Raw genomic sequence first — 24280 nt, 5'->3', positions numbered from 1 at the left:
GCACGCAGTGTCGGGTCCCGAGCGGATGATTCAGTCCGCTCGGGGAGCAATCGGTTCAGCGAGGCTGAACCGATGCATCAGGCTTTCTTTTCTTCGACTGCTTTAGCAGTTTCTGCCGCCTGGTCTGTTGGATTTTTGATCAGCTCCTGGATTTTCTCGCTCATCGGGAAATTAAGGTTCAAACCTTTTGGCGGAATCGGAGACTCGAACCACTTTTTGTAGATGGTGTTGATGTCGCCCGACTTGTAAGTAGCAACGATGGCGTCGTCCACGGCTTTCTTGAACGGTGCGTCGCCTTTGCGAACCATGCAGCCGTAGATTTCGTAGGATTGCGCGGTGCCGGTGACGGCCCAGTCATCCGGCTTCTTGGCCTTGGCCATTTCGCCTGCCAGCAACGCGTCGTCCATCATGAAGGCGACAGCACGGCCCGATTCCAGCATCTGGAAGGATTCGCCGTGGTCTTTGGCAGAGATGACGTTCATGCCCATCTGCTTGTCGGCGTTCATCGCCTTGAGGATGCGCTCAGACGTTGTGCCAGCGGTGGTCACGACGTTTTTGCCTTTCAGGTCATCGAAGTCTTTGTAGCTGGAGTCTTTCTTGGACAGCAGACGGGTGCCGACTTCGAAAATGCCGACCGAGAAATCGACCTGCTGCTGGCGCTCCACGTTGTTGGTGGTGGAACCGCATTCCACATCAACGGTGCCGTTCTGAACCAGCGGGATGCGGGTCTGGGACGTGACCAGGTTGTACTTGACCTTCAGGTCAGGCATGTCCAGTTCTTTCTTGATGCCTTCAACGATTTTCAGCTGGATGTCATGGGAATAGCCCATGGGAACGCCGGAGGCGTCAGCAATGTAGGAAAACGGAATAGAGGCGTCGCGGTGGCCGAGGGTGATGGTGCCGGACTCTTTGATCTTCTTCAGGGTGCCGGTCAATTCTGCCGCGTACACTGGAGTGCTAATCAGAGCGGCAGCGATTGCTGCGCCCAACAGATGGGGAACGATGCGCATCGATGAATCCTCGATTTTCATTTTTATTGATAGGACGCCCTGGGGTCGTCCATTTTTTAACGATTGCCTCAACGGCGTCCTGGTCAGACACACGCGATTGTCGAAGCTGTCGATGCAGAAGGTAGAGCATGAGTCGTGCCAAGCCTTTTGAATTGGCTCATGTCATTGAAAATAAAGAATTTTTATCGGAAGGGTAGGCGCCGGGACGTCAATCGACGTCCGGGAAGCCGAACTTGGGGCTGGCGGCTGTTCGGAAAACCGAATGAACGGATGCCAAGGGGCTGGGAATGAAGTGTTACCGCGGGAAAGATGTCATCTGCAGCAACAAACGCACCGATAGCAGCAGGTACGCGATAGGTCGCCGCAGAAAACGAAAAATGGGAAGTGGCCTGCCTGACATCCTCGTCGGCAACCCGCTTCCCATAAAAGACGTTTATTCAGCCTGTGATGTGTTGCGTGAACAGGGCATTGCGCCTGCTCACGCCGCTTCGATTGCCGCCTTGTTGCGTGCAACCGTTTCCAGGTAGTTGCGCACAGCCTCCTGCTCTTCCGGCGTGGTGAACAGGCCCAGCTTGGTCCGACGCCACAGGATGTCTTCGATGCTGGTGGCCCATTCCTGATCGCACAGGTAATCGACTTCGCGGGCATACAGACCGCCGCCCAGAGGCTGGCCCATGTCTTCCAGGCTCTGCACGCCCTCCAGCAGACGCCAGCTGCGGCTTCCATAGGTAATCGCCCAGCGTCTGGCGATAGGTGCCGGCAACCAGGTATGACGTCGGGTCAACTCGCTCGCCAGTGCCTCTGGCGTGGTCATGTCTTCACCACCTGGCAATGCGGATGTTGCCGTCCAGCTTGGTTTCATCTGCGTGAAGAAGGGAGCCAGTTGCGCCATGGCCGACTCGGCCAGCTTGCGATAGGTGGTCAGCTTGCCGCCGAACACCGACAGGATGGGCGCTTCGTCTGCACCGCCAGACAACGACAACGTGTAGTCGCGAGTAATCGCCGACGGGTTGTCGGACTCGTCGTTGCACAGAGGGCGTACACCTGAGTATGTGTGCAGCACATCGGCGCGGGTCAGTTGCTTCTTGAAGTGGTCGTTGGCCACTTTGAGCACGTAATCCATCTCGGCTTCGGTGATATCCACCTTGTTCGGATCGCCCTGATACTCGCGGTCGGTGGTGCCGACAATGGTGAAGTGCTCCAGATAAGGGATGGTGAACACGATGCGCTTGTCTTCGTTCTGCAGAATGAACGCGTGCTCGCCTTCGTACAGCTTGGGCACGATCAAATGGCTGCCCTGGATCAGGCGAATGCCATAGGCCGACTCAAGCTTGAGGTCTTCCCGAATGAACTTGGCCACCCACGGGCCTGCGGCATTGACCAGTGCCTTGGCGTGAATCGAAAACAGGCTGCCGTCGCTGCGTTCCAGGTGCAAGTGCCACATGCCCTTGATACGGCGCGCGCTGACGCAACGCGTCTGGGTATGGATATGTGCGCCGTTTTCCCGCGCTGCCATGGCGTTGAGCACGACCAGGCGGGCGTCATCGACCCAGCAGTCAGAGTATTCGAAACCACGGGTGATGCTGGAATTCAGCGGGCTGTCCGCGCCAAAACGAATGGTGCGCGACGCGGGCAGCTTTTCACGCTTGCCCAGATGGTCATACAGGAACATGCCGGCACGGATCATCCACGCCGGACGCAGATGCGGACGGTGCGGCAAAACAAAACGCATAGGCTTGACGATATGTGGCGCTTTGGCCAACAGCACTTCGCGCTCTGCCAGTGCCTCGCGCACCAAGCGGAATTCGTAGTGTTCCAGATAGCGCAGGCCGCCGTGGATCAGCTTGCTACTGGCCGACGAAGTGTGACTGGCAAGGTCGTCTTTCTCACACAGGAAGACCGACAAGCCTCGACCGGAGGCGTCTGCCGCAATGCCGACGCCATTGATGCCACCACCGATCACGGCGATGTCGTAGACCTCGGAGAGAGGGGCGGCGGTTGTCGCGTGGGTCTGGGGCATTGTTGGCCTCCTGAAGAATGCTTGAGTCTGGCTCGAAAGGCGAATCTGAACATTAATGTTCACTTTCGAAAATCATAGCTCAATAAAAATCCCCTAGCCAGCGAGTATTGATTGAAATTACTGATGAAGACTGTAGAAAAGAACAAAAATGAACATTGTAGGACGGGATTGGTAGGGGATCTGAATCGTAGGCAACGTCTGCGAGCAGCGGCCCAGAGCGCTTGATTGGGTCTCTGACACAGGCGTTACCGCCGTAGATGCATGACTGAGAAAGAAGGTTTGCCGGCGAAGCGTTTTTACAGTCGACACGGTTAGTGCCTGGAAAAATGCTGTCGTCGGCAAGCCGCCCCACCGCTAACGTTCCTTCATCGGACGCCGTGGTGGAGCAAGCATGCTCGCGAAAGACGTTGTTGCTTCACAAAGGTTGAATAACCTGTACGAGTGCTGGTTTTTTCAAACCACTTCAAGCCGGATCTTGTGCTGGGTCAACAACTGCTGCAGCGCAGGCACTGGCGTCTGGTCGGTCACCAGGCAATCGATCAGGGTGATTGGCCCCAGCCTGACCATCGCATTGCGGCCGAACTTGCTGGAGTCGGCCGCCAACAGCACTTTTCGCGCGTTGGCGATGATCGCCTGAGACACGCGGACTTCCTGATAATCGAAATCCAGCAGGCTGCCATCCTCATCGATGCCACTGATGCCGACCAGTGCGAAATCGACCTTGAACTGCGAAATGAAGTCGACACTGGCCTGACCCACCACACCGCCATCACGGCGCACGTTGCCGCCTGCCAGCAGTACCTCGAAATCATCCTTGGCGCTCAGTATCGAGGCCACATGCAGATTGTTGGTGATGATTTTCAAGTTGTTGTGGTTGAGGAGGGCGCGCGCGATGGATTCAGTGGTGGTGCCGATATTGATGAACAGCGAGGCGTTGTCGGGAATTTGTGCGGCGATGGCTTCGGCGATTCGCTGCTTTTCATCGCGCATCTGATCCGCACGCATGGCGTAGGCGGTGTTTTCGATGCTGGAGTCGTAGGCTGCGCCGCCGTGGTAGCGCCGCAGCAGGGTCATTTCCGCGAGCTGGTTGATGTCTCGACGGATGGTTTGCGGGGTCACGACGAACAGCGTCGCCATCTCATCGATGCTGACGTAGCCGCGATCACGGACCAGTTCGAGGATCTGTTGTTGGCGGGGAGGCAGGTTCATTGTTTTTCCTTGGGCGCCCACTGCAAATGGCGCCCATCATGCCGCAGGGACATGGGCTCTGTCAGCCGGAATCCTGCTCCTCGCCAGAGCGGGGTGTTTACTCCTCGTTTTCGTGGGGTTCCCAGTCACGTGTACGGGCCACGGCTTTCTGCCAGCCCGCGTACAGCTTCTCTTTATGGGCTTCTTCGCACAGCGGTTCGAATACCCGCTCAATCACGGCCTTATTGCGCAACTCATCCAGACTGCTCCAGAACCCGATGGCCAGACCGGCCAGGAATGCGGCACCCAGCGCGGTCGTTTCGCGCATTTGCGGGCGCTCCACGTGCGTACCCAGAATGTCGGCCTGGAACTGCATCAGGAAGTTGTTGGCCACGGCACCGCCGTCTACACGCAGCGACTTGAGGCGTTCACCGGAGTCCTGCTGCATGGCGTCCAGCACGTCACGGGTCTGGTAGGCGATGGATTCCAGCGCTGCACGGATGATGTGGTCGACCTTCACGCCACGTGTCAGGCCGAACAGTGCGCCTCGCGCATACGGGTCCCAGTAGGGCGCGCCCAGACCCGTAAAGGCCGGGACGAGGTATACGCCGTTGCTGTCCTTGACCTTGTTGGCGAAGTATTCGGTGTCCAGCGCATCGTTGATGATTTTCAGTTCGTCGCGCAGCCACTGCACGGTCGAGCCGCCATTGAAGACGGCCCCTTCCAGCGCATACGCCACTTCGCCCCGCGGGCCGCAGCCGATCGTAGTGAGCATGCCGTGCGCCGATTTCACCGCTTTCTTGCCGGTGTTCATGAGCAGGAAGCAGCCGGTGCCGTAGGTGTTTTTTGCCTGGCCTGGCTCTACGCACATCTGACCGAACAGCGCCGCTTGCTGGTCGCCCGCAATACCAGCAATCGGGATGCCGCTCTTGCTGTGACCGTAGACCTCGGACGATGCCTTGACCTCGGGCAGAATCTCGCGCGGGATGTCGAGCGCGTCGAGCATGCGCTGATCCCATTCCAGCGTATGGATGTTGAACAGCATAGTGCGCGAGGCGTTAGTGTAGTCGGTGACGTGGACCTTGCCGCCGGTGAATTTCCAGATCAACCAGGTATCGATGGTGCCGAACATCAACTCACCCTTGCGGGCGCGCTCACGGCTGCCTTCGACGTTGTCCAGGATCCATTTGACCTTGGAGCCTGAGAAGTACGGGTCGATGACCAGTCCGGTGGTGTCCTTGATGTATTCCTCCAGACCGTCGCGCTTGAGCTGCTGGCAGATCTCGGTGCTACGACGGCATTGCCAGACGATCGCGTTATAGATCGGGCGGCCGGTATCACGTTCCCAGATCACGGTCGTTTCGCGCTGGTTGGTGATGCCGATGGCAGCAATCTGGTTGTGGTGCAGGTCGGCCTGGGCCAGCGCCTTGGTCATGCACGCGGTCTGGGTGGCGAAGATTTCCATTGGGTCGTGCTCGACCCAGCCCGCTTGCGGGTAATGCTGGACGAATTCGCTTTGGGCAGTGCTCACCACATTAGCGTCGCGGTCGAAGATGATGGCCCGCGAGCTGGTGGTGCCCTGGTCAAGGGCAATGATGTAGTTCTTGTTCTGTGTGTCAGTCATGTCGATTGCCTTGCATTATTGGGTGGAATTCAAGATGACGCTTGAGCCTTGCCGCGAACCGCGTGGTTATCCTTAGGGGTGTTCTTTGCGTTTTCAACAGGAGCGGCGTCAGGCAGGTGACGCGCAATCAATGCGCGATAGCCCGCTGCGCCCAGGCAGGCACCCAGAATGGGTGCAAAAATCGGAACCAGAAAGTAGGGTATGTCACGACCGCCGGTGAACGCTATCTCGTCCCAGCCTGCGATGAACGTCATCAGCTTGGGGCCGAAGTCCCGCGCCGGGTTCATGGCAAATCCGGTCAGCGGGCCCATGGCGCTGCCGATCACGGCGACCAGAAGACCGATCAGCAGTGGAGCGAGCGGGCCGCGAGGCAGGCCATTATTGTCATCGCCCAGCGCCATGATGACGCCCATCAGAATGGTGGTGATGACCATCTCGACCAGAAAGGCCTGGCCTACGGAAATGGCAGGGTTGGGATAGGTGGAGAACACCGCCGCCAGTTCAAGGCTCTGTTCACTGCCACGAATGATGTGGTGGGCATGTTCGAAGTCGAAAAAAAGGCTGATGTACAACAGATACACCAGACCCGCACCACAGAACGCGCCAGCAACCTGAGAGGCAATATAAAAGGGCAGCTTTCGTTTTTCGAATCCGGCAAACAGGCTCAGCGCGATGCTGACGGCCGGGTTGAGATGCGCCCCGGAAATGCCCGCGCTCAGGTAGATACCCATGCTGACGGCCATGCCCCAGATGATGCAGATTTCCCAGAGCCCGAGAGTAGCACCCCCGACCTTGAGCGCTGCAACGCATCCAGTGCCGAAAAAAATCATCAGCGCGGTGCCCAGAAATTCTGCAGTACATTGTCCGGTCAGAGTCGGTTGGCGGGTGGTGATGGTCATGAATACCTCATTCTTGTTTTTGTTGCGGCACCGTATGCAGGCACGGATGCCCATTATCTCGGCGCATCAGAACGCACTGGGCTTCTGATCACTGAAGCGAGTTATACCGAAAATCAGCGTTCGATAATATTCGTAAACGAAAAAATATAGACAAGAAAGAACCCTGTCAAAGGTCGGAACTGAACGGTCACTGAAAAATATCATGCTCGGGGCTTAGTTCGTTTCTGCATGTTTTGTAGGAAACGCCTTTATGGTTTTAAATGGCCATCAGTGTTGCAGGCATTGCCAATCAAGGTGTGCGCCGATTATTTGCTTTAAAGTAATGACCGCCTTGAACTGTCCGGAGTAATAAATGACCCCCGCCTTGGATTTATTGAAAAAAGTTCGCGCCGAACATCGCATTCACAGTTATGAGCACGACCCCAAGGCGGCCTCGTATGGTCTGGAGGCAGCAGAAAAGCTGGGGCTGGAGCCTGCGCGCGTGTTCAAGACGCTGTTGGCGAGCACTGAAAAGGGCGAATTGCTGGTGGCTGTGGTGCCGGTCGTCGGAACGCTGGACCTCAAGGCGCTGGCACACGCGGCCGGGGCCAAGAAAACCGAAATGGCCGACCCCGCAGCCGCACAACGCTCGACCGGCTATCTGTTGGGTGGTATCAGTCCGCTAGGGCAGAAAAAGCGCTTGCGTACCTTCATAGACGAAACAGCCAGGCCGTTCGAGACGATATTTGTCAGTGCGGGGAGACGCGGGCTGGAAGTTGAATTGTCAGCGCAGTCGCTGGCGACCCACACCAACGCCGCCTTCGCAGCGATTGGTCGCGAATGAATGACGGCTCAGACGCTGACCGAATGCGTGGCCACACTGCCTGGCGCGGCGAACAGAACCAGATGGTCAGCGGCGACCTGAATGCCCACTTCTTCGCCCGTCATGTGATCGGCGTGGCTGGGGAAAATCGCTTCAAGCTGACTGCCGGTCGGTAACTGCAGGCGATACAGCGTTGAAGCGCCCTGGAAAGTGCGGCCGATGACTCTCGCTTTCAGTGCGCTGTGCGGCGCATGGATAATGTCGTCCGGTCGCAGCAACACATCCACTGCGCTGCCGCTCACGCCCGGATACGCGCGGTTACCGCGCAGTACACCCAGTTCGGTGTGGACAGACTCATGGTCGATCATCTGCCCGCGGATGAAATAGCCCTGACCAATGAAGCTGGCGACATACGGCGTTTGCGGTTCGTGGTACAGGTTGTAGGGCGTGTCCCACTGTTCCAGCCTGCCTTCCTTGAAAACCCCGACATGGTCACTGACCGCGAATGCCTCTTCCTGATCATGGGTTACCAGAATTGCACTGGTACCACGGGCCTTGAGGATATCGCGCACTTCATGGCTCAGGCGCCTGCGCAGTTCGCCGTCCAGATTGGAAAACGGCTCATCCAGCAACAGCAGTTGAGGTTCTGGTGCCAGGGCACGAGCGAGCGCTACGCGTTGCTGTTGTCCCCCGGAGAGTTCGTGCGGATAGCGCTTGCCCAGACCGGCCAGGTTGACCAGTTCCAGCAGCTCGCCCGTCACCTGTTCAAGGCGCGGGTGCTTGCGAATCCCGAACGCGACGTTTTCAACAACGCTCAGGTGGGGAAACAGCGCGTAATCCTGAAACACCATGCCGATCCGACGTTTCTCTGGTGCCAGCGTCCAGCCCGGACGAGAAATCACTTCTCCTGCCAGGGTGATTTCGCCCGCATGGACAGGCTCGAAACCGGCGATGGCGCGCAGCGTCGTGGTCTTGCCGCAGCCTGACGACCCCAGCAGGCAGCCTATATCGCCGGCGTTGAGGTGCAGGTTGAGATCCTGCACCACACGCTGGTCCTGATAGCCGCAGGCCAGATTACGCAGGTTCAGCAGCAACGACTGACTCATGCGGGCTGGCAGGCTGGCGCGACGAGAAACTCCAGGAGCGCCTTCTGGGCATGCAGACGGTTTTCTGCCTGATCCCAGGCCACCGAGCGCGGGTCGTCGAGCAGATCGACACTGATCTCTTCACCACGGTGGGCGGGCAGGCAGTGCATGAACAGCACGTCCTTGTCGGCAAGGTCGAGCAGCGCGCGAGTGACCTGAAACGGCGCGAACAACGCCATGCGTTTGGCCGTTTCTTCTTCCTGCCCCATCGAGGTCCAGACATCGGTGCTAACCAGATGGGCGCCTTCGACCGCCGCTTTCGGGTCGCGAACGATGGTCACGCGGTTTCCGGCCTGGGCCATGAATTCAGGGTTGGGCTCGTAGCCCAGCGGGCAGGCCACACGCAAGTTGAAGTCGAACTTGATCGCCGCTTCTATATAGCTGTTGCACATGTTGTTGCCGTCACCGATCCACGCCACAGTCTTGCCCTTGATTGAGCCGCGATGTTCGAGAAAGGTCTGCATGTCGGCCAGCAACTGGCATGGGTGCAGATCATCGGACAGGCCGTTGATCACCGGCACCCGAGAGTTGGCGGCGAACTCGACCAGGTTGCTGTGGGCGTAGGTGCGGATCATCACGGCATCAAGCATGCGTGACATGACCTTTGCGCTGTCGGCAATCGGCTCGCCGCGCCCCAATTGCGTGTCGCGATGGGACAGAAAGATGGCCTGACCACCCAACTGGATCATTCCGGCTTCAAAGGAAAGACGGGTACGTGTCGAGGATTTTTCGAAAATCATCCCCAGCACCCGATTCTTCAACGGTTCAAAAAGCACGCCGCGATTTCGCAGGTCTTTAAGCTCTACGCCACGACGGATCAAGCCCAGGAGTTCGTCTGGGGTGTAATCCATCATCGAGAGAAAGTGCCTGGCGTTCATGATTAACTACCTTTTTTGCAACAGACCGCAACATGTCAAAGCCGGGTTTTATCGGGAAAACGGGCGAGATCAGCGGAGAAAGTCGCACAAGGCGACGAATAAGGAAGGCGCGATAGTATAAAAAAATGTCGCGTCTTACCAATGGCTGCTTTGATTTATAAGGGATTTGCAACGTTTCGCAACAAGCTTGGACCAACCTGTGATCGTACAGCGTGCTCAACCCCGGCCAATCGGGCCTTGAGTGGATCCGCTTGGCGTAGGTCGAGAGCAGCATTTGTACACTGTGCCCGAGCTGGTTTGCAATGAATGCTGGCCACGAGGCACACAACTGTGTCGGTGTGACGGCAGTCTTGGTGCTACGTGTGCCGGAGCAAAAAAGTCTGGCCCCTTCAATTGGCATTGACCTTGCGACCTTGATGGCGTGCAACGCCCTCATCTCGCGTGGCCTCATACCTGTAAAAATGCGAATTCGAAGCAGGCCTCACAGTTGTGCGTCAGGTCAGTCGGATTTTCTAGAGGTTATTGATAATTGCTTCTGCTTCCGATCTTTCAAACGCATCGACCTGGCGTTTCGCAAGCCTTGCTCTCGTCATCGCTTTTCGGATGTCTGTGGACGTGATGGTGTCGATACGCTGGTCGCGAATGCAGTCATTCGTAACCGATTCGGGAGGGTCTTATAATAGTTTCTATTGTTAACGATAGTGGAGACTTTAATAGGTATCGCCATGCGGCACTTGAAGTACACCGTGGAATTTGGGCTTTCTTGAATATATGAAATATACGGTTACAACAGCATTTGCCGCCTAAACCCTATCTTTACGGGCTTTATCTCCGGCGGCCGACGAACGGTATTAATGATGGCAGTCTGCTTGGGCGACACAGGGAGGACATTACCTGGAGTTCTCGACATGATACTGCGCAAACTTAATCTTGCTCCTCGGTCCGCTGTCTGCTTTGGGTTGTTCTGTTTGATGATTCTCGCGTTAGGACTTATTGCGCTAAGGCAAGCCTCAAGCTTGAATGAGGCCGAAAAATTTGTTGAAACCAACGTAGTACCCAGCATCTCGCTCTTGGGAGTCATGGACCGTGAATTCGTGAGTATCAGGGGCAGCAACGCCAGACTGCGCAACCCCATTGAACCTGCTGACCGCAAAGCTGAGGCGCTGGAGGACGTAAAACAATCCGAGCGGGCGGTACAGGATTCAATTTCGAAACTGCAGCCACTGATCGTGACGCCAAAGGGTAAGCAAGCTTTTGCCGAGCTGTCCAAAGTCTTTTCTGAATATCAGATTGTCCAGGGTCAGTATGCGAGCCTGATTGCGGGATCCAATATTGACGAGGCTGTTAAGTTATCCAGTGGCGCGATGAAACAGTCTGCGGATGCTGTAGAAAATGTTATAAAAAATCTTATTGAGTTGAACAACTCCAAGGCGAAAAATGCCGGTGAAGGCGCGACTCACCTGTTTGAGGAAACGAAGCTGATTGTTGGAGGTTTCATCGCCGCGAGCACACTGGCAGCCATCATTCTTGCGCTGATGTATACCCGTAGCATCACGTACCCTGTCAGACAGTCTTTGATCATCGCTGAGCGCATTGCCAAAAACGATTTGACCGAAGTCATTGAGCCTCAAGGTCACGATGAAGTCGCCCGGCTTATGATGTCCTTGAAAGCCATGCAGGGCGGGTTACGTACAACGCTCTCCTCGATCTCTGACTCTTCCAGTCAGTTGGCTTCAACGGCGGAAGAAATGCACGCTGTCACCGAGGACGCAAATAGAGGCATGCAGCGGCAGAACAACGAAGTCGAGATGGCCGCCACCGCTGTTAACGAAATGAGCGCCGCCGTAGAGGAAGTCGCCAAGAATGCTTCGGCAGCATCCGAGGCTGCTAATCGTTCGAATTCCGCAGCGGTGTCTGGACGTGCGCGTGTGGATCAAACCGTCGAGGCTATCAGTCTGATGGTGGGTAGCGTCGAAGACGCTACTCAGGAAGTGCAAGGGCTTGCCGTCATGGCCACTGATATCAGTAAGGTTCTGGACGTGATTCGCGCAATCGCGGAACAGACCAATCTCCTGGCGCTCAATGCTGCAATTGAAGCTGCTCGAGCAGGTGAGGCTGGCCGTGGATTCGCGGTAGTGGCGGATGAGGTGAGAGCGTTGGCCCATCGTACCCAGCAGTCAACCAGCGAGATTGAGCAGATGATCAGCTCGATACAGAAGGGCACTGGCGCTGCTGTCTCCGCAATGAGTCACACGAACGCTCAAGCTCAGAAAACGCTCGATACTGCTCAGGGTGCTGGGTCTGCGTTAGTTGAAATTACCGAGTCCATCGACAACATCACAGAACGAAATGTGCTGATCGCCACCGCATCTGAAGAGCAGGCGCAGGTTGCCAGGGAAGTCGATCGCAGCTTGGTGAGCATTCGGGACCTGTCTAATCAAGCTTCTGACGGATCGAGTCAAACAGCCATAGCAACCGCTGAATTGACCAAGCTGGCTGTAGAGCTAAATCGACTGGTCGGGCAGTTCCGAATGTAATTGGAGTTCGATGGAGCGCCTCGGCCCCGCGCATCCGCAATAAAGGGCAGGCCGGTCATGCGAGTTGTGCACGTTTTCACCTGGGAGCGTGCGCATCATCTCGATGCAGCCGCGAACCAGTAGCCGGTAGGCGCCGGCTTATATCGAATGCCTGGCATATGTCTGCCAAAACCCGGTCAGGGCGAAAGCCAGAGGCTAATAGCCGTCCCGTCATTTTTAAAAGGCAGCGCTCGTAAACTGCCCAAACCGGGCTGGGTAATGAGTACCCATCCGGCAGCAGTTCCTCAAGCAAATGCGACCTGCTTCACGCCGTTTGAACCCAAGCCATTTCCTTAATTTCGGGCGTAGGTTATAAAGCGTTGTCGTACCACTATTTGATCGGGGAGATTGGGAATGGACTCAAAAGAGCGTCAACTCACGGAACTGCTCGGGCTTACCGCCCGTACCTTGACCCACCTGACGGCTTCCATGACCTCGATGTCCTTCGAGCTGCTGCGCAGTGAAGACGAGGTGACGCGTTCTGCAGGTCGTCGCATGATCGATCGTATGGCCACCATCAGCTCGGGGCTCGACGAGCACTGGCGCCTGATCGGCGATCTGACTGGCGTGCACGTGGCTCAGGAGCAAATCGAGACCGTGACCGAAATCCAGTTGCAGCGCAAAGTTGTTACCCCTATCGGCGGCTAACGATCGAGTCCATCCGCCTGCCTGATGCACCCTGATTCATAAGACGAACCCGAGTGGCGCAGGCCCGCGTCCAGCACCATAGTGTCTGTTCCGCAATCGATGGATTGCCATGACAACACTATGAGGCAGCGATGAACCGGACCGAACACCACCGTGCCTGTCATCTGTGTGAGGCCATTTGTGGCCTGACCATCGAAACCGCCACTGACCCTGACGCCACGCGACGCATCACCTCGATCAAGGGCGATCCGCTCGACAGCTTCAGTCGTGGCCATATCTGCCCGAAGGCCGTTGCGCTTCAGGACATACAAAACGACCCGGATCGCCTGCGCCAGCCAATGCTGCGTTCAGGCGATCAATGGCAACCGATTGCCTGGCAGGATGCGTTTGATTTGGTGGCCGAGCGATTGTCTGATCTTCAGCAACGCGACGGACAAAACGCGGTGGCGGTTTATCAAGGCAATCCCAGTGTTCACAACTACGGGCTGATGACCCACAGCAACTATTTTCTCGGTCTGCTCAAGACGCGTAATCGTTTTTCCGCGACATCCGTGGATCAGTTGCCTCATCACCTCACCAGCTTTTTGATGTACGGCCACGGCATGCTTTTGCCGATTCCGGACATCGATCACACCGACTTCATGCTGATCCTGGGCGGCAACCCGCTGGCGTCCAATGGCAGCATCATGACCGTTCCCGATGTGGAAAAACGCCTGAAAGCCATCCAGAGACGTGGTGGCAAGGTAGTGGTGGTCGATCCTCGGCGCAGCGAGACCGCAGCCATTGCCGATCAGCATCTGTTCGTGCGTCCCGGCGGTGATGCGGCGTTGCTGTTCGGACTGCTTCACACCCTGTTCGAAGAGGGATTAACCCGCGAAAGTCATTTGCCGGTCGATGGACTCGATCAGGTAAGGGCAACCATCGCCGAACTCAGTGCCGAGGCCATGAGCCCGCGCTGCGGCATCGCTGCGCAGCAGATCCGTCAACTGGCCCGGGACTTCGCGGCAGCCGACACAGCCGTCTGCTATGGGCGCATGGGCGTTTCCACTCAGGCGTTCGGCACGTTGTGCCATTGGCTGGTGCAGCTCATCAACCTGGTCACTGGCAACCTGGATCGTGTGGGTGGCGTGCTCTGTACCCAGCCCGCCGTGGACATCGTTGGCTCCACATCTGGCGGGCATTTCAATCGCTGGCAGAGCAGGGTGTCAGGTTTGCCCGAGTACGGCGGTGAACTGCCTGTATCGGCGCTTGCCGAAGAGATGCTTGTGGAGGGGGAGGGGCGCGTACGGGCGCTGGTGACGGTCGCGGGCAACCCGGTGTTGTCGACGCCCAACGGGCGTCAACTGGAAAGGGCGCTTGAGGACCTGGAATTCATGGTCAGCATCGACCTGTACATCAACGAAACCACGCGCTATGCCGACCTGATCTTGCCGTCGACATCCGCATTGGAAAATGATCATTACGACACCACGTTCAATACCCTTGCGGTGCGCAATGTCACACGCTTCAATCGCGCGATTTTTGATAAGCCCGAAGGTGCGCTGCACGATTGGGAAATCTTCGTCGGTCTGGCCAAGGCCTTCGCTGCCCGCACCGGCAAAGAACTTAAACCGACCCTGCCGCCTGCGCAGATGATCGACTACGGATTACGCAGCGGGCGCTATGGCGACGCTTCCGAACATCAACTCTCGCTGGCGACGCTCGATGAGCACCCCCATGGGCTCGACCTTGGTGCGCTGCAACCCAACCTGCGCGAGCGCTTGAAAACCGCCAACGGCCACGTTCAGGCCGCGCCCGACGTCATCATGGCCGACCTTGCCCGCTTTAAGGATGCCCCCGTTGTGCCGGCCGGTGAATTGCTATTGATCGGACGCCGGCATGTGCGTAGCAACAACTCGTGGATGCACAATTATCACCGGCTGGTGAAAGGCAAGCCGCGGCATCAGCTGTTGATGCATCCCGACGACTTGAGCAGTCGTGGCCTGAGTGATGGGCAACAGGTGCAGGTCAGTTCGCGGGTCGGTGTGATCGAGGTTCAGGTGCTGGGCAGTTCGGACATGATGCCTGGCGTAGTCAGTTTGCCCCATGGCTGGGGTCATGCTCGTCAGGGTGTGCGAATGGAGATCGCGTACAACCAGCCCGGCGTCAGTGCCAATGACCTGACCGATGAGCGGCTGCTCGATGTGCTTTCCGGCAACGCTGTGTTGAATGGTGTGCCGGTGCAGGTCGCCGGTTGTTGAGCTTCAAGGCAGAGCGTCTGACTCGGGATTCCGTTACAATGCGCCACCGTGCCGACAACTGAGTCGGAAAATTCAGCCGAGGTGCTTCATGGATATCATCGAAACGATCAAAGAGCAGATTGCCAACAACACCATTCTGCTTTACATGAAAGGCGCTCCGAACGCGCCACAGTGCGGCTTTTCGGCCAAGGCTTCCCAGGCATTGATGGCGTGTGGCGAAAAATTCGCGTACGTCGACATCCTGCAGAACCCCGAAATCCGCGCCAACCTGCCCAAGTACGCCAACTGGCCGACTTTCCCACAGCTGTGGGTGGGCGGTGAACTGGTCGGCGGCAGCGATATCATCACCGAAATGATGGCCGACGGCTCGCTGCAAGAGCTGGTCAAGAACGCATCGGCCGCCAAGGCCGAGTAAAACCGCACGCTGATGGGTCGGTTGTGAAAGGCCGATTCATCAAGCGGTTTTAAAGACAAGAAAAAGCCCGCTCTCCAATGGAGGCGGGCTTTTTTCACATCAGCGGGTCGACGTATCAGTCGCCCATCTGCGACTGCAGGTAATTTTCGATACCCACTTTGTCGATCAGACCCAACTGGGTTTCCAGCCAGTCGATGTGCTCTTCTTCGGACTCAAGGATATCTTCCAGCAGCTCACGGCTGCCAAAGTCGCCAACGGTCTCAAAGTGGGCGATGGCTGCTTTCAAGTCAGCCAGACCTTTCTGCTCGATCTTCAGGTCGCACTCAAGCATTTCCTTGGTGTGCTCACCGATCAGGATCTTGCCCAGGTCCTGCAGATTAGGCAGGCCTTCAAGGAACAGGATGCGCTTGATGATCTTGTCAGCATGCTTCATCTCGTCGATGGACTCGTGATACTCGTGCGCACCCAGCTTTTTCAGGCCCCAGTCTTCGTACATGCGTGCATGCAGAAAATACTGATTGATGGCGACCAGCTCGTTTCCGAGGATCTTGTTGAGATGCTGGATGACTGTAATGTCGCCTTTCATGTTCTCGGTCCTGCCAATGGCTTGTGTATATAAGCCGCGAGTGTGAGCCGCGCTTGAATGTCTGTCAAACCTAAGTTGTTGAATAATAAGTGAAATTAAATAGGAATAAGAATGTTTGAGTTCCGCATCTTGAGGCTAAGCGCTTGAATTACAGGCATAAAAAAACCGGACATCAAGTCCGGCTCTTCGAAATGAGGGCATTCAGGCCGCTGTAAATTCTGTCGTATAGGCCAGCGCCGCGTGGCTGCTTTGCAGCTCGGTCAGGGTATCGCGCACCACTTCCTTCGCCAGGCAGGCGCATTTACCGCATTTGCTTGCAACACCCAGCGTCTCGCGGACTTCACGATAACTGCAACAGCCTTCCAGAATCGCTTCCCGGATTTGACCGTCAGTAACACCTTGGCAGAGACAAACATACATAAGCTATGGACCATCGCTGGTTTATGGCTGGGTGATGAGGAGACTAATGGTAATGAGAATGCTTGTCAAAACTGTTTTGGGTTAGATTCATCCAGGGCGATGAATGGTCATCGTGAGCGGAAAATTGAGCAGGTTTATCGGCGGGCAAGCATGAAAAAACCGGCACAAGGCCGGTCTGTTCATCAGCAGGGCACGACTCAGTCGTCGAAGTCTTCCCAGCCGCCCATTTCCTTCCAGCGATTGACGATGCCGCAGAACAATTCGGCCGTCTTTTCCGTGTCGTAGCGGGCCGAGTGGGCTTCGCGGCCGTCGAAATCGATACCAGCGGCCTGACAGGCCTTGGCCAGTACGGTCTGACCGTAGGCCAGGCCCGCCAGTGTTGCGGTGTCGAAGCTTGAGAACGGGTGAAACGGGTTGCGTTTCATGTCCAGTCGAGCGACGGCAGCGTTCAGAAAGCCAAGGTCGAAGCTGGCATTGTGACCGACCAGCACCGCGCGCTTGCAGCCATTGGCCTTGAGGGCCTTGCGCACGCCACGGAAGATGTCGGTCAGCGCGGTTTCTTCGCTCACTGCCATGCGTAGCGGGTGATCGAGCTTGATGCCGGTGAACTCCAGCGCAGCGGCTTCGATGTTCGCGCCTTCGAACGGCTCGACGCGGAAGAAATGCGTGTGCTCAGGGAACACGAAGCCTCTTTCGTCCATGCCGATGGTGACAGCTGCAATTTCCAGCAGTGCATCGGTGGCTGAATTGAAGCCACCGGTTTCTACATCGATGACGACCGGCAGGTAACCGCGAAAGCGGGCAGCCATTGGATGGCGCGATCCAACGCCACCACCGTGACCTTCCAGTTCGTCGTCGAAATGATCTTCACTCACGCGTTTTCCTCCAGGCGCCAGCGCAGTTTTTCACCTGCGCGCAGCGGTATTACGGACAACTCGCCAAACGGCAGGCTGGCAGGGGCGGTCCACTCTTCACGCACCAGCGTGATGGTGTCCTGGTTGGCAGGCAGGCCGTAGAACGCCGGACCGTGAAGACTGGCAAAGCCCTCCAGCTTGTCCAGGGCATTACGTTGCTCGAAAGCTTCTGCGTACATTTCGATAGCGGCGTAAGCCGTGTAGCAGCCGGCGCAACCGCAGGCTGCTTCCTTGGCGTGTTGCGCATGCGGAGCGGAATCGGTGCCCAGAAAGAACTTGCCATTGCCACTGGTTGCGGCATCAAGCAGGGACGACTGATGCGTATTGCGCTTGAGAATCGGCAGGCAATAGAAGTGCGGGCGAATACCGCCGACCAGCATGTGGTTGCGGTTATAGAGCAGGTGGTGTGCGGTGATGGTCGCCGCGACATTGGCCGATGCTTCGTTGACGAACTGCACGGCCTCCCCGGAGGTGATGTGTTCGAACACCACTTTGAGCGTCGGGAACCGCTCGACCACGCGGCGCAGGTGTTCGTCGATGAACACTTTCTCGCGATCGAATACGTCGATTTCGCCCCGTGTGACTTCACCGTGCACCAACAGCAGCATGCCGACTTCGGCCATGGCTTCAAGCGCAGGGAAAATCTTGTCGATGCTGGTCACGCCCGAGTCGGAGTTTGTCGTGGCACCAGCCGGATACAACTTGGCCGCGTGGACAAAGCCGCTGGCCTTGGCGGTGCGAACGTCGTCGGGCGTCGTCTGGTCGGTGAGGTACAGCACCATCAACGGCTCGAAGCGGCTGCCGGCCGGACGTGCAGCGAGAATGCGCTGACGATAGGCATCGGCTTGCTGTGCATTGCGAACGGGCGGCACAAGGTTGGGCATGATGATTGCGCGGCCAAAGGTGCGCGCTACGTCAGCGACGGTGTGGGGCAAAACAGCTCCGTCACGGAGATGGATGTGCCAGTCGTCGGGACGCAGTAGGGTCAGGCGGTCAGACATTGGGGATTCCAGGCGGGTCAAACTCGCAGGGAATGCTACCGGAAAAGACTCTCTCAGGCACCCGCTATCAAGTTTTGTAGGAAGTTACCGATAGCTCGACATAGAAAGCGTTTTTTGTTTCGCGATCATTTCAAGTGGAGCCTCCCGTGCGCCAGCGATATCTAGCCCTGCTCAGCGTGTTCGCCAGCCTTCCAGCGATGGCCATCAGTTTCCAGACGCGTCTGGAGAGCATCGAATGGAAAGTGGAGGGCGATCAGTTCGAGTGCCGTCTGACTCAGCCTATCACCGACTTCGGTGTGGGTGAGTTCGTGCGCCGTGCGGGTGAGCAGGCCACGTTCCGGCTCAAGGCGTCCTACAACATGCTGGGCAACGGTTCTGCGACCTTGCTGGCGGCTGCGGCGCCCTGGCAGCCGGGGCGGGGCGACATTAATCTGGGGTCGGTGCGCGTCAGCAACGGCGAAATACCGTTCAATACCTCCTATGCTCAGGCCGGGCGTCTGATCAACGGCCTGATGGAAGGGCGTACCCCGCTGATCCGTCATTATTCCCGCGACGGTGGGCAGATGGAGGTGCGCCTCCTGCCTGTCAAGTTCAGCAAGGCATTTACCGAATATCAGGCCTGTACCGCGAAACTGCTGCCGATGAATTTCGATCAGGTCAAACAGGCCGAGGTCGGTTTCCCTGGCGGCGGCATCGAACTGGACGCTGCTGCCAAAGCACGTCTGGACAACATGGTCGCTTATTTGAAGGCCGACCCTACGGTCAACCATATCGAACTCGATGGTCACTCGGACAACAGCGGCAATCGCCTGACCAACCGTGACCTGTCACGTCGTCGTGCCCTGGCAGTCATGGATTACCTGAAAGCCCAGGGCATTCCAGAGCAGCAGATCACCTTGCGCTTCCATGGCGAGCGATACCCGTTGGCGCCCAACACCAACAACGCCAATCGCGCACGCAACCGTCGAGTCAACGTTCATCTAGAGCGTGTCGCGCCTGAAGAGCGCCCTGTGCCAGTGGCCTCGGCTAGCGCTGCGCACATGTCCTGATAACCCCTTCTTATCTGTCGCGAGGCTGACAGAACCTGTCGCCTCGTCGTCACAAGCTGTCGCGCCCCTGTAAATTTTCCGCTGTGAACGGTAGAATCTTCGGTTTTCCGTACAACGCGGTGGAGTGATGGCATGGCGGACGTAAACAAGGTAGTTCTCGCGTATTCCGGTGGTCTGGATACTTCGGTAATCCTCAAGTGGCTGCAGGACACGTACAACTGCGAAGTGGTGACTTTCACCGCTGACCTGGGTCAGGGCGAAGAAGTCGAGCCTGCGCGCGCCAAGGCTCAGGCCATGGGCGTCAAGGAGATCTACATCGACGACCTGCGCGAAGAGTTCGTTCGCGACTTCGTGTTCCCGATGTTCCGTGCCAACACTGTCTATGAAGGCGAGTACCTCCTGGGTACTTCCATCGCACGTCCTCTGATCGCCAAGCGTCTGATCGAAATCGCCAACGAAACCGGCGCTGACGCCATTTCCCATGGCGCAACCGGCAAAGGCAACGATCAGGTGCGTTTCGAACTGGGCGCTTACGCACTCAAGCCAGGCGTGAAAGTCATCGCCCCGTGGCGCGAATGGGATCTGCTGTCGCGTGAGAAGCTGATGGACTACGCCGAGAAGCATGGCATTCCAATCGAGCGCCATGGCAAGAAGAAATCGCCTTACTCCATGGACGCCAACCTGCTGCACATCTCCTATGAAGGCGGCGTGCTGGAAGACACCTGGACCGAACACGAAGAAGACATGTGGCGCTGGACCAAGTCTCCTGAAGACGCGCCGAATGTCGCGACCTACCTGGAGCTGACCTATCGCAACGGCGATATCGTCGCGCTGGACGGTGTTGAGATGACTCCGGCGACCGTATTGGCCACCCTGAACCGCATCGGCGGCGAAAATGGCATCGGTCGTCTGGACATCGTAGAAAACCGTTACGTGGGCATGAAGTCCCGCGGCTGCTACGAGACCCCGGGTGGCACCATCATGCTGCGCGCCCACCGTGCGATCGAATCGATCACCTTGGATCGCGAAGTCGCTCACCTCAAGGATGAGCTGATGGCCAAGTACGCCAGTCTGATCTACACCGGCTACTGGTGGAGCCCTGAGCGTCTGATGCTGCAACAGATGATCGATGCGTCTCAGGCGCACGTGAATGGCGTTGTGCGCTTGAAACTGTACAAGGGCAACGTGATCGTGACCGGCCGCAAGTCTGACGATTCGTTGTTCGATGCCAACATTGCAACGTTCGAAGATGATGCGGGTGCCTACGATCAGGCTGACGCAGCAGGTTTCATCAAGCTCAATGCCTTGCGCATGCGCATCGCGGCGAACAAGGGTCGCAAGCTGTTCTGACCCAGTGGTTCGTTCGTTTGAAAATGCAGCCCTGAACGGGCTGCATTCAAAATTCAGGTTCGTTGATTGACCCGTTACGCTTTAAACGTTTTTCCCCTGCCTGCTTTACGTGCCTTTCCCTCGCGTCCTCCGTCAGCCGTTTTCTGCTCGCTCACGTTATTTGCAAAGAGTCCGAAAGGTGAGTTCAGAAAACTCAACAGGTCTTCTTTTTTCAGGCTGTAACGATTCATCAGCGAAAACAGTCTCTTCTCAAACTCCATCTCCTTCGACAGTTGGCTGTTGCCTTTCAGGCATTCCAGTCGCTCCATAAGAGCGTTCAGTTTTTTCTCAAGGTCTCGATACTCGCTTAACTTCGACATGGTGTGTCCACCGAAAGTTGGTTGAAAGAAAGTGTGTGTCACGGGTCAGGCTTTCCGGTGCGGCACGCTGTTTCATACCGCAGGGAGTGTTTATATATTTCACTGCATGTATAACCGTCTGGCGGCGTCTGAAGAGGCGCAGTGTTAGCGTGTTGAGACGGCATATAAAGCGCCTTGGGGTTGAAGTTTATCGTCAGAAAGAACAGCAGGACCAACGCGGAGGGGAACGCGATCAGGAACCAGATATAGATCTGTTGATTGTGTTCGTCCAGGTGTGGCAGTACGGCAGTTGCTGAAGCCTCGGATAAACTTGCGAATATCGCAATCATACTGATCGGGTTCATGACAGGGAGACGATTTTTCATAGCTTGACGTGCTTCTGTGAATGTAACGTTATCGAGTAGGGCGCTGATCATGCCGCCTGCCTCAATGCGACGTGCAGTGCGCAGGCAGTGCATGATCAGCGCGGTGTCATGGGTGTGTTTTACGGCAATGTTTGAGCGGTGTGCGTTAACGTTATATTTCAGGACTTTTTATTGCGTTGCAGCCTTCGCGTAAACACTCATGTTTAAATGACGCTGGTGCAGCCATCGGCTTCCAGCCGGTACCGCGCTAACGGTCCGGGTCGTGGCTGACCAGGCCACGTCTTTGGTTGAACTCGAACCGATAGGCCTTGCCGATATTCCATACCTCGCGAAGGCTCAAGCCCAGTACCTGGGCGATTTCGGGCGCTGTATAGCCCAGGCTGGAATAGTGCATCGCATGGCCAGCAACGACGTCATCAATATCGGTCGTGTCGTATCGTTTCTCCTTCTGGGTTAAGCGTATCGGTCGACTGAAGTTAAGCTTTATGCCATTTTCAACCGCCATCTGGCGGATGGCTTTCTTATTCATGCGCAGGGAATATTGAAGGGTGGAAACGCCAGCGCCCTTGGCCACAAGGTCTTTCAATAATTCGAGTTTGGCGAGTTTTTCGGCGTTAGAATCAAGCGTCGTTTCACGATTCAATAAAGGGCCTGACGTTTCTGTTCTTTCATCGTCATCAATGACGGCGATGATCCCACCCTGTGCAACGAACGCCTCCACGGCGTTGATCAGATCAAGTCTGGCGGGGTCGTCAGGGGGGTTACAAGCTTTCTTGATGTTCATGGTTCATTCCTTTTTGAACATGGTTATACACATGGCTCTATCTGCGGTTGTGCCAGTGCTGACAGGTAACTGCCCGCAGGCCGATGCAGGTGATGAGCCATGTTCATGTCGCCAGAATCCTTTCTGCTCTCGATAACAAGAGTCTATATAAGTGGTGCTTTTATAATATTGCTGGCTGGCAACGCGTGTCACAACACTTTAATAGTAGTGAGGTGAGTGCAAGCATCAATATTAATGAATGTGCTGTTAAAAAAGTAACGACTGGTAATAAAATTTGCAAGTAAAAAAGTAGAGCGTTACATGAATTGATTTGCGGGTTTTGACGTCGTCTTACGTACTCTATAACGTTGTCTGTAAGTTTTGTAGTACATTTCTTCTTTGCTCGACTGGCTATGGCTTTATAGCTGGATATGGTATTAGCTACTTGTCGGATGAGCTATTTTTGACAGTCGGCGTAAGATGCCAATGAAGGTTTCCGTAAGAAATACCTGTGCCGGTCGCTGATTTGATTGAATCTCGGGCCCGGAAAGTGTCGTCAGTACAGGATGTCGAGTCTTTCGAACGGTCAATTGGATGTAGGAAGTTTCTGTAATTTTTGTAGCTAAAGTCGTTAAACATTTATTTGTACAAAACTGCTGCTTTATGCGTGTAATTTCTCAACAGGATCCAATGATAAATGATGGCCATTTACATGTTAGCCGACCGATATGGACGCTTGAAAAAGCGTGCCTGTTTTCTGAGCGTTGACGCCAGTGCTCAATCGAGAAACGCGATTATCAGACAAGGCGCGTGGGCGTTGGGTCGTTGGAAGTGCACACTGAATGCGGCGGTGGATACCAGGACTCACCTGTTTTTAGACGGCATTGGCATAACGCAAGCCCGGCTTTATGTTCTGTGAGTGTGTGCAAGCAGCTTGTGTTGTAGAGCGTCACGAACCTGGCTCTACCTTGCGGGTTACTATCAGATTCTTCGACCCGCCGTGAGGGATATTGCCTTACCTCCCGGGAGAAACTCATGGATTCTAACGGCAATGCTCTATATCGGCGTTCTCTGTGGTCACAAATTATTGGATTCTCAAAAGGAAGGCTTCGTGAAAACTGTAAAAAAAGTGTTCGCTCACGGCGAGATTTGTAGGAGTTTTCTGCTGTGGTTGTATGAATGGTCTTTGGCTGTTAGTCCGCGGGGGTAAGCGCCATGCAAAGCACTAAACGACTAAGCTATTGTGCTGACTCTAAAAACTCGAATAGCGAAAATTGGACTGCCCATGAATAAAGTGCTGATCGTGGATGATCATCCCGTCATTCGCCTCGCTGTACGCATGCTGATGGAGCGTCATGGCTACGAGGTCATTGCGGAGACTGACAATGGAGTGGATGCGCTGCAGCTTGCCCGTGAACACCTGCCGGATATCGTCATTCTGGATATCGGTATTCCCAAGCTCGACGGGCTGGAGGTGATTGCGCGCCTGTCGGCCATGACCCTGCCGTTCAAGGTGCTGATCCTGACGTCCCAGGCTCCTGGCCATTTTTCGATGCGCTGCATGCAGGCGGGCGCGGCGGGCTATGTCTGCAAGCAACAGGACCTCACCGAGCTGTTGAGTGCGATAAAGGCCGTGTTGTCGGGCTACAGCTATTTCCCCAATCAGGCGCTGCATACGGTTCGTTCCAGTATGGGAAATGCAAGCGAATCAGATATGGTCGACCGGCTGTCCGGGCGCGAGATGATGGTTCTGCAACAACTCGCAAGGGGTAAAACCAACAAGGAGATTGCAGACGGCATGTTTCTGAGCAACAAGACCGTCAGCACATACAAGACACGTTTGTTACTCAAGCTGAATGCGCACTCACTGGTCGATCTCATCGAACTGGCACAACGAAACGGGCTGGTGTGAGGTGAGGCCCATGAGGGGCCGTGTGGCTGTTTGCCGTTCAATGCGCAGTACGTCAACCCGATTGAAGCCCCTTGCCAAAAGAGGCTTCAATGACGCTGGCATGCTCTGGCCATCCC

The 24280-nt window shown here is 56.1% G+C and carries 22 protein-coding genes and 1 pseudogene; 9 read left to right on the top strand and 14 right to left on the bottom strand.

The window, feature by feature from the left end:
* Positions 1-77: 77 nt before the first annotated feature.
* From H8S56_RS08215 to H8S56_RS08195, 5 genes are all read right to left on the bottom strand, one after another.
* On the bottom strand, positions 78-1010 hold the full coding sequence (locus H8S56_RS08215) for a glutamate/aspartate ABC transporter substrate-binding protein (protein ID WP_187518352.1): 933 nt from the start codon (positions 1008-1010) through the stop codon (positions 78-80).
* A gap of 478 nt (positions 1011-1488) precedes the next feature.
* Positions 1489-3030 (bottom strand): glycerol-3-phosphate dehydrogenase, encoded by a 1542-nt coding sequence (gene glpD / locus H8S56_RS08210; protein WP_187518351.1) that lies wholly within the window; start codon positions 3028-3030, stop codon positions 1489-1491.
* A gap of 453 nt (positions 3031-3483) precedes the next feature.
* A complete protein-coding gene (locus H8S56_RS08205; protein ID WP_024694859.1) occupies positions 3484-4239 on the bottom strand; it encodes a DeoR/GlpR family transcriptional regulator in 756 nt (251 codons plus the stop codon).
* A 97-nt stretch (positions 4240-4336) separates the two neighbouring features.
* Entirely contained in the window at positions 4337-5842 is a 1506-nt protein-coding gene (gene glpK, locus H8S56_RS08200; RefSeq protein WP_024686855.1) for a glycerol kinase GlpK, read from the bottom strand.
* Between the two features lie 29 nt (positions 5843-5871).
* The gene (locus H8S56_RS08195) at positions 5872-6741 is read right to left on the bottom strand and encodes an MIP/aquaporin family protein (RefSeq protein WP_024694860.1); all 870 of its coding nucleotides are present in this window, start codon (positions 6739-6741) and stop codon (positions 5872-5874) included.
* Positions 6742-7093: 352 nt separating this feature from the next.
* Between H8S56_RS08195 and ybaK the strand changes: the two genes are divergently transcribed.
* A complete protein-coding gene (gene ybaK, locus H8S56_RS08190; RefSeq protein ID WP_187518350.1) occupies positions 7094-7564 on the top strand; it encodes a Cys-tRNA(Pro) deacylase in 471 nt (156 codons plus the stop codon).
* Between the two features lie 8 nt (positions 7565-7572).
* On the opposite strand, the gene H8S56_RS08185 is transcribed toward ybaK, so the two are convergent.
* Both H8S56_RS08185 and argF read right to left on the bottom strand, forming a co-directional pair.
* Positions 7573-8649 carry an ABC transporter ATP-binding protein gene (locus H8S56_RS08185; protein ID WP_187518349.1) on the bottom strand — a complete coding sequence of 359 codons (1077 nt, stop codon included), beginning with the start codon at positions 8647-8649 and terminating at the stop codon, positions 7573-7575.
* Complete coding sequence (gene argF, locus H8S56_RS08180) at positions 8646-9566, bottom strand: ornithine carbamoyltransferase (protein WP_187518348.1); 921 nt, start codon at positions 9564-9566, stop codon at positions 8646-8648. Before argF ends, H8S56_RS08185 begins: the two co-directional genes overlap by 4 nt.
* An 854-nt stretch (positions 9567-10420) precedes the next feature.
* Between argF and H8S56_RS25100 the strand changes: the two are divergent.
* From H8S56_RS25100 to grxD, 5 genes and pseudogenes are all read left to right on the top strand, one after another.
* Positions 10421-11245 (top strand): annotated as a pseudogene (locus H8S56_RS25100) (MCP four helix bundle domain-containing protein); the annotation flags it as partial.
* A complete protein-coding gene (locus tag H8S56_RS25095) occupies positions 11222-12103 on the top strand; it encodes a methyl-accepting chemotaxis protein (protein WP_456239164.1) in 882 nt (293 codons plus the stop codon). The pseudogene H8S56_RS25100 and the gene H8S56_RS25095, both read left to right, overlap by 24 nt.
* A gap of 393 nt (positions 12104-12496) precedes the next feature.
* The gene (locus tag H8S56_RS08170; RefSeq protein ID WP_024686861.1) at positions 12497-12790 is read left to right on the top strand and encodes a hypothetical protein; all 294 of its coding nucleotides are present in this window, start codon (positions 12497-12499) and stop codon (positions 12788-12790) included.
* Between the two features lie 131 nt (positions 12791-12921).
* Positions 12922-15030: a molybdopterin oxidoreductase family protein gene (locus H8S56_RS08165; RefSeq protein WP_187518346.1), complete on the top strand. Its 2109-nt coding sequence runs from the start codon at positions 12922-12924 to the stop codon at positions 15028-15030.
* Between the two features lie 88 nt (positions 15031-15118).
* The gene (gene grxD, locus H8S56_RS08160; protein ID WP_024686863.1) at positions 15119-15445 is read left to right on the top strand and encodes a Grx4 family monothiol glutaredoxin; all 327 of its coding nucleotides are present in this window, start codon (positions 15119-15121) and stop codon (positions 15443-15445) included.
* 115 nt (positions 15446-15560) lie between these two features.
* On the opposite strand, the gene bfr is transcribed toward grxD, so the two are convergent.
* From bfr to pyrC, 4 genes are all read right to left on the bottom strand, one after another.
* Positions 15561-16031 carry a bacterioferritin gene (gene bfr, locus H8S56_RS08155; protein ID WP_024686864.1) on the bottom strand — a complete coding sequence of 157 codons (471 nt, stop codon included), beginning with the start codon at positions 16029-16031 and terminating at the stop codon, positions 15561-15563.
* Positions 16032-16232: 201 nt separating this feature from the next.
* Complete coding sequence (locus H8S56_RS08150; protein ID WP_004881868.1) at positions 16233-16451, bottom strand: bacterioferritin-associated ferredoxin; 219 nt, start codon at positions 16449-16451, stop codon at positions 16233-16235.
* Positions 16452-16648: 197 nt separating this feature from the next.
* Positions 16649-17326, bottom strand: a complete 678-nt coding sequence (gene rnt, locus H8S56_RS08145; RefSeq protein WP_024686865.1) for a ribonuclease T — start codon at positions 17324-17326, stop codon at positions 16649-16651.
* Positions 17323-18366: a dihydroorotase gene (gene pyrC, locus H8S56_RS08140; RefSeq protein WP_187518345.1), complete on the bottom strand. Its 1044-nt coding sequence runs from the start codon at positions 18364-18366 to the stop codon at positions 17323-17325. The genes rnt and pyrC overlap by 4 nt, the downstream gene beginning before the upstream one ends.
* A 146-nt stretch (positions 18367-18512) precedes the next feature.
* Between pyrC and H8S56_RS08135 the strand changes: the two genes are divergently transcribed.
* Positions 18513-19415 (top strand): OmpA family protein, encoded by a 903-nt coding sequence (locus tag H8S56_RS08135; protein ID WP_024686867.1) that lies wholly within the window; start codon positions 18513-18515, stop codon positions 19413-19415.
* Positions 19416-19547: 132 nt separating this feature from the next.
* On the top strand, positions 19548-20765 hold the full coding sequence (locus tag H8S56_RS08130) for an argininosuccinate synthase (protein WP_004881872.1): 1218 nt from the start codon (positions 19548-19550) through the stop codon (positions 20763-20765).
* 74 nt (positions 20766-20839) lie between these two features.
* Here H8S56_RS08130 and H8S56_RS08125 read toward each other — a convergent pair whose 3' ends face one another.
* The 3 genes from H8S56_RS08125 to H8S56_RS08115 all read right to left on the bottom strand — a co-directional run bounded on the left by H8S56_RS08125 (position 20840) and on the right by H8S56_RS08115 (position 22273).
* On the bottom strand, positions 20840-21124 hold the full coding sequence (locus H8S56_RS08125) for a hypothetical protein (protein WP_073170132.1): 285 nt from the start codon (positions 21122-21124) through the stop codon (positions 20840-20842).
* A gap of 38 nt (positions 21125-21162) precedes the next feature.
* Complete coding sequence (locus tag H8S56_RS08120) at positions 21163-21540, bottom strand: hypothetical protein (RefSeq protein ID WP_050586064.1); 378 nt, start codon at positions 21538-21540, stop codon at positions 21163-21165.
* Between the two features lie 196 nt (positions 21541-21736).
* On the bottom strand, positions 21737-22273 hold the full coding sequence (locus H8S56_RS08115; protein ID WP_187518344.1) for a hypothetical protein: 537 nt from the start codon (positions 22271-22273) through the stop codon (positions 21737-21739).
* A gap of 1264 nt (positions 22274-23537) precedes the next feature.
* Here H8S56_RS08115 and H8S56_RS08110 point away from each other — a divergent pair.
* A complete protein-coding gene (locus H8S56_RS08110) occupies positions 23538-24164 on the top strand; it encodes a response regulator transcription factor (RefSeq protein ID WP_002554843.1) in 627 nt (208 codons plus the stop codon).
* Positions 24165-24280: the final 116 nt, after the last annotated feature.

The sequence above is a fragment of the Pseudomonas triticifolii genome, assembly GCF_014358015.1.
In the GTDB taxonomy this organism is placed as follows: Bacteria; Pseudomonadota; Gammaproteobacteria; order Pseudomonadales; family Pseudomonadaceae; genus Aquipseudomonas; species Aquipseudomonas triticifolii.
The sequence above is the reverse complement of the archived record's forward strand: the minus strand, read 5'-3'. Positions and strand labels throughout refer to the sequence as shown.

What these genes read in the sequence shown, in the direction of transcription:
- H8S56_RS08185 (WP_187518349.1), bottom strand. Translation starts at nt 8,649, where the DNA reads ATGAGTCAGTCGTTGCTGCTGAACCTGCGTAATCTGGCCTGCGGCTAT.
- H8S56_RS08195 (WP_024694860.1), bottom strand. Translation starts at nt 6,741, where the DNA reads ATGACCATCACCACCCGCCAACCGACTCTGACCGGACAATGTACTGCA.
- bfr (WP_024686864.1), bottom strand. Translation starts at nt 16,031, where the DNA reads ATGAAAGGCGACATTACAGTCATCCAGCATCTCAACAAGATCCTCGGA.
- H8S56_RS08150 (WP_004881868.1), bottom strand. Translation starts at nt 16,451, where the DNA reads ATGTATGTTTGTCTCTGCCAAGGTGTTACTGACGGTCAAATCCGGGAA.
- H8S56_RS08130 (WP_004881872.1), top strand. Translation starts at nt 19,548, where the DNA reads ATGGCGGACGTAAACAAGGTAGTTCTCGCGTATTCCGGTGGTCTGGAT.
- H8S56_RS08115 (WP_187518344.1), bottom strand. Translation starts at nt 22,273, where the DNA reads ATGAACATCAAGAAAGCTTGTAACCCCCCTGACGACCCCGCCAGACTT.
- H8S56_RS08215 (WP_187518352.1), bottom strand. Translation starts at nt 1,010, where the DNA reads ATGCGCATCGTTCCCCATCTGTTGGGCGCAGCAATCGCTGCCGCTCTG.
- H8S56_RS08120 (WP_050586064.1), bottom strand. Translation starts at nt 21,540, where the DNA reads ATGATCAGCGCCCTACTCGATAACGTTACATTCACAGAAGCACGTCAA.
- H8S56_RS25095 (WP_456239164.1), top strand. Translation starts at nt 11,222, where the DNA reads ATGATGTCCTTGAAAGCCATGCAGGGCGGGTTACGTACAACGCTCTCC.
- grxD (WP_024686863.1), top strand. Translation starts at nt 15,119, where the DNA reads ATGGATATCATCGAAACGATCAAAGAGCAGATTGCCAACAACACCATT.
- H8S56_RS08110 (WP_002554843.1), top strand. Translation starts at nt 23,538, where the DNA reads ATGAATAAAGTGCTGATCGTGGATGATCATCCCGTCATTCGCCTCGCT.
- H8S56_RS08170 (WP_024686861.1), top strand. Translation starts at nt 12,497, where the DNA reads ATGGACTCAAAAGAGCGTCAACTCACGGAACTGCTCGGGCTTACCGCC.
- H8S56_RS08165 (WP_187518346.1), top strand. Translation starts at nt 12,922, where the DNA reads ATGAACCGGACCGAACACCACCGTGCCTGTCATCTGTGTGAGGCCATT.
- H8S56_RS08205 (WP_024694859.1), bottom strand. Translation starts at nt 4,239, where the DNA reads ATGAACCTGCCTCCCCGCCAACAACAGATCCTCGAACTGGTCCGTGAT.
- H8S56_RS08125 (WP_073170132.1), bottom strand. Translation starts at nt 21,124, where the DNA reads ATGTCGAAGTTAAGCGAGTATCGAGACCTTGAGAAAAAACTGAACGCT.
- pyrC (WP_187518345.1), bottom strand. Translation starts at nt 18,366, where the DNA reads ATGTCTGACCGCCTGACCCTACTGCGTCCCGACGACTGGCACATCCAT.
- glpK (WP_024686855.1), bottom strand. Translation starts at nt 5,842, where the DNA reads ATGACTGACACACAGAACAAGAACTACATCATTGCCCTTGACCAGGGC.
- ybaK (WP_187518350.1), top strand. Translation starts at nt 7,094, where the DNA reads ATGACCCCCGCCTTGGATTTATTGAAAAAAGTTCGCGCCGAACATCGC.
- glpD (WP_187518351.1), bottom strand. Translation starts at nt 3,030, where the DNA reads ATGCCCCAGACCCACGCGACAACCGCCGCCCCTCTCTCCGAGGTCTAC.
- argF (WP_187518348.1), bottom strand. Translation starts at nt 9,566, where the DNA reads ATGAACGCCAGGCACTTTCTCTCGATGATGGATTACACCCCAGACGAA.